Source organism: Candidatus Lokiarchaeota archaeon (assembly GCA_014730275.1).
GTDB lineage: Archaea > Asgardarchaeota > Thorarchaeia > Thorarchaeales > Thorarchaeaceae > WJIL01.
In genome coordinates this window covers 69974-76625 of record WJIL01000038.1, presented here as the reverse complement: position 1 = coordinate 76625, position 6652 = coordinate 69974, and the positions used below count along the sequence as shown (strand labels likewise).

At 47.7% G+C, this 6652-nt stretch carries 5 protein-coding genes; 2 read left to right on the top strand and 3 right to left on the bottom strand.

Annotated features, from left to right (window positions below):
* The first annotated feature begins 802 nt into the window (after nucleotides 1–802).
* Nucleotides 803–1438, top strand: a complete 636-nt coding sequence (locus tag GF309_05060) for a hypothetical protein (protein ID MBD3158139.1) — start codon at nucleotides 803–805, stop codon at nucleotides 1436–1438.
* Nucleotides 1439–1655: 217 nt separating this feature from the next.
* Here GF309_05060 and GF309_05055 read toward each other — a convergent pair whose 3' ends face one another.
* From GF309_05055 to GF309_05045, 3 genes are all read right to left on the bottom strand, one after another.
* Nucleotides 1656–2498: an alpha/beta fold hydrolase gene (locus tag GF309_05055; GenBank protein MBD3158138.1), complete on the bottom strand. Its 843-nt coding sequence runs from the start codon at nucleotides 2496–2498 to the stop codon at nucleotides 1656–1658.
* 149 nt (nucleotides 2499–2647) lie between these two features.
* On the bottom strand, nucleotides 2648–2767 hold the full coding sequence (locus tag GF309_05050; protein ID MBD3158137.1) for a hypothetical protein: 120 nt from the start codon (nucleotides 2765–2767) through the stop codon (nucleotides 2648–2650).
* The gene (locus GF309_05045; GenBank protein MBD3158136.1) at nucleotides 2767–3891 is read right to left on the bottom strand and encodes a hypothetical protein; all 1125 of its coding nucleotides are present in this window, start codon (nucleotides 3889–3891) and stop codon (nucleotides 2767–2769) included. Before GF309_05045 ends, GF309_05050 begins: the two co-directional genes overlap by 1 nt.
* 374 nt (nucleotides 3892–4265) lie before the next feature.
* Here GF309_05045 and GF309_05040 point away from each other — a divergent pair, with 374 nt between their 5' ends.
* Entirely contained in the window at nucleotides 4266–6548 is a 2283-nt protein-coding gene (locus GF309_05040; GenBank protein ID MBD3158135.1) for a hypothetical protein, read from the top strand.
* The last annotated feature ends 104 nt before the right edge of the window (nucleotides 6549–6652 follow it).

Here is a 6652-nt window from a genome sequence, read left to right as displayed (position 1 = left end):
ATCTAGATACGGTTGATATAACTCCACTCCTTGCATGCCCCAATCTCAAAATGGTCTGGGCACGAAAAGGCAAACGTGAAGATCTCTGTATCACGTTCTTCAGTAAGTCTACCATGGACAAAGTGCCCGAATTCACATTCCATACATTACATGGTGAAAAAGCAAGAGATGCCTTCATCAGGGAGTATGACGTACCTGTCCCTATCCGTAACCTTGTCGCGATACGCATGCTCTATCCCGTAGTACGAGAACACGAACCTGACTGGAAGATCCTGCACCTCGTCCAATGCCTGTCTAAATCAGTTGGTGCTGGGTGGCTCGGGTACCTAGACATTGACACAGATGAATTCGAGTCGATAATGCATGAAGAAGATGCGTCCGATATCAAGAGTATGCTCATTGAGGAATTCTGCAGCCAAGTAGATGCATGTGGTACGACTGTAGCTGCTGATTTGGATGGAATGAAAGAGAACTCCCGCCCAGAACTTTCCCTGAGAATACCTCGCATCCTTAAGGCTAGGCTTCAGGAAGTCGAGGAAATCACTCTGAGGGTAGACAATAGGGAAGATTCCGTGAACCTCAGACCTCTCTGGTTGACAGCTTATGGGTTTCAACTATTATTACGAGTGGAGGTTGGACTTGAGTGCACGGTGTCACAGTTCGAACAGCTGCGCAGTGCCCTTTCAAAGTTGGATTTTGATATCGATATAACTAAAACAGGCGAAGCCGTCTATCCATCAACAAAGATGTCTGAAACCATGCGCGATTACATACTGAAGCTAGCAGAGTTTGAAGCAAAGCACTGAGACTATTCGACAGAACAAACCTACCTCTACCAATCACACCCATACAGATCCTCTGGCTGAACCTCGCCACGGATGGATTCCCGGCCTTGGCCCTTGGTGTTGACCCACCGAGCAGAGGCGTGATGGAACGACCGCCGCGAGAACCAGGCAAGAAGATGATGGATCGCGGAATGATTTCCTTCGTCCTGGTCGCAGGATTCGTCGCATTCCTCGCGTCGAGCTTCATGTTCCTATGGTCACTGAACACCTACATTGGCCATATACCCGGCCTAACCGGCCCGATGGTCAATTGGGACATCGAGCCTTATGTGACTAATCTACGACATGCACGGACAGCGGTGTTTGCCAGCGTGGTCACGTTCGAGCTGATATTCGTCTGGAATTGTCGAGATGAGTACCACCCGATATGGCGCACAGAGATCCGTCACAGCACGGCTTTGTTTGCTGCAGTGGCGGTCTCGATCATCCTGACGTTGATGACAATCTATGCTCCGTTCATGCAGCCATTGTTCGATACGATGCCCTTGGAGCCAATGGCTTGGGTACTGATCATCCTGACATCATTGCCCGCGCTGTTGATTCCACCACACATCCTGTTCGGGCACAAGGACGAACTGTTACCAGAGGAATAAAACAAAAGGTGGGTTATGTCTCCCTAGAGCTGGGGGGCATGGCTCTCCCTTCTCTTTTTTTGGTCCTATATGGCACGAATGCTCTTGTGAAAAAGGAGTAGATTCTGCAAATAGAAATACAAGTTGGGGATCTCAAATCTGTGTAGCGAAGATAACGTACCAAGTCTATCGACGACTTTCTCCGATTGCGAACACATCCATTTCCCAGTAAGAATTCTTACCGTACTAGTCTCTTGTCTAGCCAGGAGTATAAATCCGAAAGGACTCGCTCATTTTCTGGTTCTTCAAAGAGTTCGTGATAGAAACCCTCGTAGAATCTCCATGTCTTGTCCTCGATATCGATGTTGTCAAAGAATTCCCTGTTCTTCTCTGGAGATACCAGCTTGTCGTCTCCCCCTTGTTGCATCAATACCGGCACCCTGATTCGCTCGGCTGATTCGAACCCTTCAGCTCTTGCTTGCAAAGCTTCGATGCCGAACCGTGGCGTTACTTTGTCGAAACGCAGGTCATCTTGCTTATGCCGTTCTATGGCTTCTTTGTTTCTTGTGAGACAATCAAATTTGACTTCATTATCCATGTACCACTTGACATTCAGGACTGATAGCACTCTTCCAAGCAATCTCGTTGCCTTACCAATGTCAAGCGTTTCGGAAACAGCTGGAGCAGAGAGCATCATTCCATCTATTTCGTTAGGATATCGCACTACATAACGGATAACATGCAATCCTCCCAATGAGTGACCATAGGCGAAGGTTAACCTGTTCTTGTACTGGTCTTTGATTTGCATGACAATATTGCACATATCTTCGTTATACTCGTCGAAATCCATTACATGGCCCTTCATTCCTTCAAAATGCCCAAAACCTCTCATATCTGGAGCAAATACTGCCACCCCTCGTTCTGCCAGAAACTCGCCTACTCTCTTCATGTCTCCTCCATGGCTCCCGATACCATGGACAGCCACTACAAGCGCCCGAGGTTTGTTGTCAGAAGGCCTCCATAGATGCATAAACATCCGTTTACCATCATAACCAACGTACTCGGTTTCCTCATGTACCATGCGGACCACTGGTACTTCACAGTCCACTAACTCTATTCAATTCTTCGTCACAGTCATGAAATTTGATGTATTCGGGATACAAGAAAAAAAGATTCAGGGGGATATAGAACAACCCCCTGCTTGGATCCAACTCCACAGTTGCCTCCAAATTAGAATTCTAACGGTTTCGGCTTATCTCCTGAGTAGTCGTAGAAACCTTTGCCTGCCTTCCTACCTACCCATCCAGCTCGTACCAGCTTCCTCAGAAGTGGCGGTGCTGACCGGACCATTAGAATTCCTTGACTTTGGAAAAATCCCAAATAGCCGCTGTATTGTCCTTAGATCCAGTCGCCAGTCTAGTTCCATCGGGAGTCCAGTCCATAGAGAGAATCTGCTTATCATGATTCATGCACACGAGCTCGGTCCCGGTTCTTGCATCCAGAATGTAGACTGTGCCATTATCTAAGCCAATAGCAATCTTCTTGCCATCGGGATTCCATACCACTTCTCGCATTATGCCGTCATGTTTCCAGACTGCGTTATCTAGACCCTGCTCAACATCCCAGATGGACAAATAGCATTTTGTGTCAGTCCGGTGTGGAAACGGGGTGTCTGGTGTATAATGAACTCCTGCAAGAAGCCGGTTACCCCTAGGACTCCACTTCACCAAAGAAAGGTTGTGTTGTGCTTGCAGAATTGCGTCTCTCTTCCATTCTCTTGCATCCCATATGATAATTGTTTGATTCTTTGATGCTGTTGCAATCTTCATGCCATCATGGCTCCATGCGACAGCCCCCCATGCAACACCCCCCTCTGTCTTGTACTTGTCTATTCGAAACAGCTCGTCACCTGATTCAGGATTCCAGACACGAGCGGTGTTGTCCCACGACCCAGTAGCAAGTTTCGACCCGTCTGGGCTCCACGACACCTCTTCTACCAAGTCTCTATGATGTAGAGTGGCGAGCTTACTCCCGGTCTTCGTATCCCAGATGTTAACTGTACCATCATCTGATCCTGTAGCAATCCTATCTCCGTCTGGGTGCCATGCGATTTCATCAATGCGGTCATCATGCAGAAGTATGATGGGTTCCTTGCAACTCCTTGTTTCCCAAATGCGCACGGAAAACAAACGTTTGCTATTCTTTGAATGCCCGGAACTCACATACCCTCTATCTCTTGTTGCCAAGCGTGAGCCGTCAGGACTCCATACTACCTCGAAAAATCCCTTTTCCAGAGAGAAGGTCGCAATTCTCTTTCCACTTGTTCCGTCCCAGATGACAGCAGTCCCATCTATGGAACTGGTGGCTAATCTAATAATGTCAGGATGCCAGGAGACTGATGAAACATAATCGTTATGTCTCAACGTAGCGAGTCTAGCAATTTTATTGCTCTTGAAGATGTCCTGTTTATTCATCCGTATTCATTAAACACATACTTGATTTATCTTATAAGGATGTATACTATCGACAGAATAACCAGCTACACGTATTAGACAGTATCCAATCCATTTCTGTGGCTTAATGGAATATGTCCTCCACATAGAAGTGTATGTAATACATAGACCAGTAGGCCAGGATTCTTCTGACTTCATTACCACAACCAGTCCTCGGTCCGCATACACGTATGCTCCTTCTATCACTTTCTACCCGAGGAATCACACAAGGCTAGAACAATCAACGCAAAACAATTCGTGATGGTATTCGGCATCCTTACCCTGTTCAGCGCATCCTGTATCTGCCATTGTAGGAGGTTAATAACAAACGTGCAAATCAATAGGCGGTGTAACGATTGACTAGAGCAATCCACGCAAAGCGATTCGTGATGATATTCAGCATCCTGACGCTGTTCATCATCACTGGGATGACGTCAACAGCTGTGGCCCAGCTGTCGCAGGAAGAACCGGAACCACCCATGGCCGTAGCGGAGTACGTCATGAAGTGCTACGATGGTAAAGGGTTTGCCGCAGAACCGGGCGCTGTTTCAGACCTTGAAACTACCCTTGATGCGGCCAAGCTGCTGATGGAAAATCCAGACAGCTGGCCAGTCGGCATGGGTATAGCTCTTGATACTATCGTTGAACAGTATGCAGAGATGCAAAGTCCGTATCGCGGCGGGTTCGTCACGGAAGGCGAGAACGGCCCCGCTTTCAGGACAACGGCGCTCATCGTCGAGACCCTTGACATACTGGATATGCTTGACGCGATAGACATTGGGATAGCTAAACAGTACCTGCAATCATCATTCAGGGGGTCACTCACCCTGAACAAGTGGCTTACGGAAGGTGACTTCTACACAAAGTATTGGGCTCTACGGACAGCGAACACACTCGAATGCGTGAATTTGCTAGGTTTACACGATATCAACTTGAACAAAATCATAGCTCCGGATGCGAACAGAGCGGACTTTCCAGAAGTGGAGCCATATCTTGTCTGGAATCAACCCTTGTTTGAGCAGGGCTCCCGGTACGGGTCACCTTTCAAGGATATGGACTATGAGAAGCAACTTGACGTGGTAGAGACTCTTGACATGATTATCGGTAAGGATAGTCTCAATCCCACCGTTATGCCGCTTCTGCTGGACGTTGATTCTTTCACAGCAAAGGTGGCACAGCGATTCGACAGGAACTCGGGCCTGTTTGTCAATGATGATGGCGATGCTGACCTCGCACTATCTCGGGAAGCTGTCGAGGCACTCAGGGGCACCGGAACGCTACAGGATCTCTTTGATGACGGAATGGGTGCTCGCCGACTGGTCAATGCCCGCCAGAACCTTGATACCTTGATGGAAGCGTGGACTATCGATGGTATAAACGGAGTTGCGAGGACGACTGACCTTGTGAATATGAAGGAGATAAAGGCTGGGCTTCAGACAGCGGACGAACCGGAACTCGTGTTCACTCCTCAAATCGAAGCAGTCGATGAAGAAGGCGAGACCGGTATCGCAGGCTGGGACAGAACGCAGATACGGGAAGTTTTCGTCCCTGATACACTCATCGAATCCCTGAACTCACAAAACGGTGCTGAAACAAGTCAGGATAGTGGCATTGGTTCCATAATCGTACTTGTCACGCTGATTTCTATGACAGTGGTCACAGCCGGCGCAGGGAAGAAGAAGCTTGCTATCATCCTCTCTTTGCTCTGTGTCCTGCTCTTCATGGGACAGTATGCCTACGGAATCGATGCAGTAACGAGAGATGCGGCCAGATTCCTTGGGTCAACAACGAGGAATAAGCAAGACAATGAATTGATTGGCAATACGGGCATGCTGTCTATCGGTACACGGTGGTTGGATCTTGAAGCAGCAGAATACGAAGTAGAAACAGACGAAACAGACAAGTTTGCGAACTCACCTGTGGAGACACCAGCTGAACCAGCTGTCTTCAAGAGCTACAACTTAGAAGGTCCAAGGCTGGATGATATTGATTTGGCGAAATTCGCCGAGCTCAGGGATCATCTAGACCTCAAAGAAGGAACGCTGGACTTCGAAAAACCCAACGGGGAGATAGAACGGAGCTCATTGGCTGAATTCGCACACGCGTTCCTTGAGAGTTCAGGAATCAAAGATGCAGTGGGTAGCATCAAGGGCACTAAACAATTGCTTGAGAGCAAACTGAAGAAGTGGCTCAAAGAGGGCTATGTGACAGATGAACGAGCTGCAGGTTTGATACTCACAAAATACAAGAAAGAGTTGAATCTTGAGAAGGGTGATTCCATTAAGCATGTTGCGGTGAAAGTAGATGATGCGGGTGACATAGTTCTCAAAGATAAAGATGATTTCCACAATATTTTCGTCATCATAGAAGAAGGAAAGGGAGGTGGGTTGACGGAAGAAATCGAGCAACTCACAAAGAACGAGCATTATCGTGTTGTGTCTTTCCATCCATCCAAATTTCTAGAAAAGGTCAGAGGAACATTGGAAGATTTCGTTGAGGAAGAGAAGGGACTCCAAAACCTCCCCATGGAAATTACGGGAAATGTTGACAAAGCAGCACGTTTGATGGCCACAACAAGCGCCCGAGGTTTGTCATCGGATGGTTTCCACAGATGCATAAACATCCGCTTACCATCATAACCGATGTATTCGGTTACCTCGTGTATCATGCAGACCACCGGTACTTCACAATCCATTCACTCTATTCAACTCTTCGTCCCTGTTGGGAATTCGATGCCCTCAAG

What these genes read in the sequence shown, in the direction of transcription:
- GF309_05055 (MBD3158138.1), bottom strand. Translation starts at nt 2,498, where the DNA reads ATGGTACATGAGGAAACCGAGTACGTTGGTTATGATGGTAAACGGATG.
- GF309_05050 (MBD3158137.1), bottom strand. Translation starts at nt 2,767, where the DNA reads ATGGTCCGGTCAGCACCGCCACTTCTGAGGAAGCTGGTACGAGCTGGA.
- GF309_05045 (MBD3158136.1), bottom strand. Translation starts at nt 3,891, where the DNA reads ATGAATAAACAGGACATCTTCAAGAGCAATAAAATTGCTAGACTCGCT.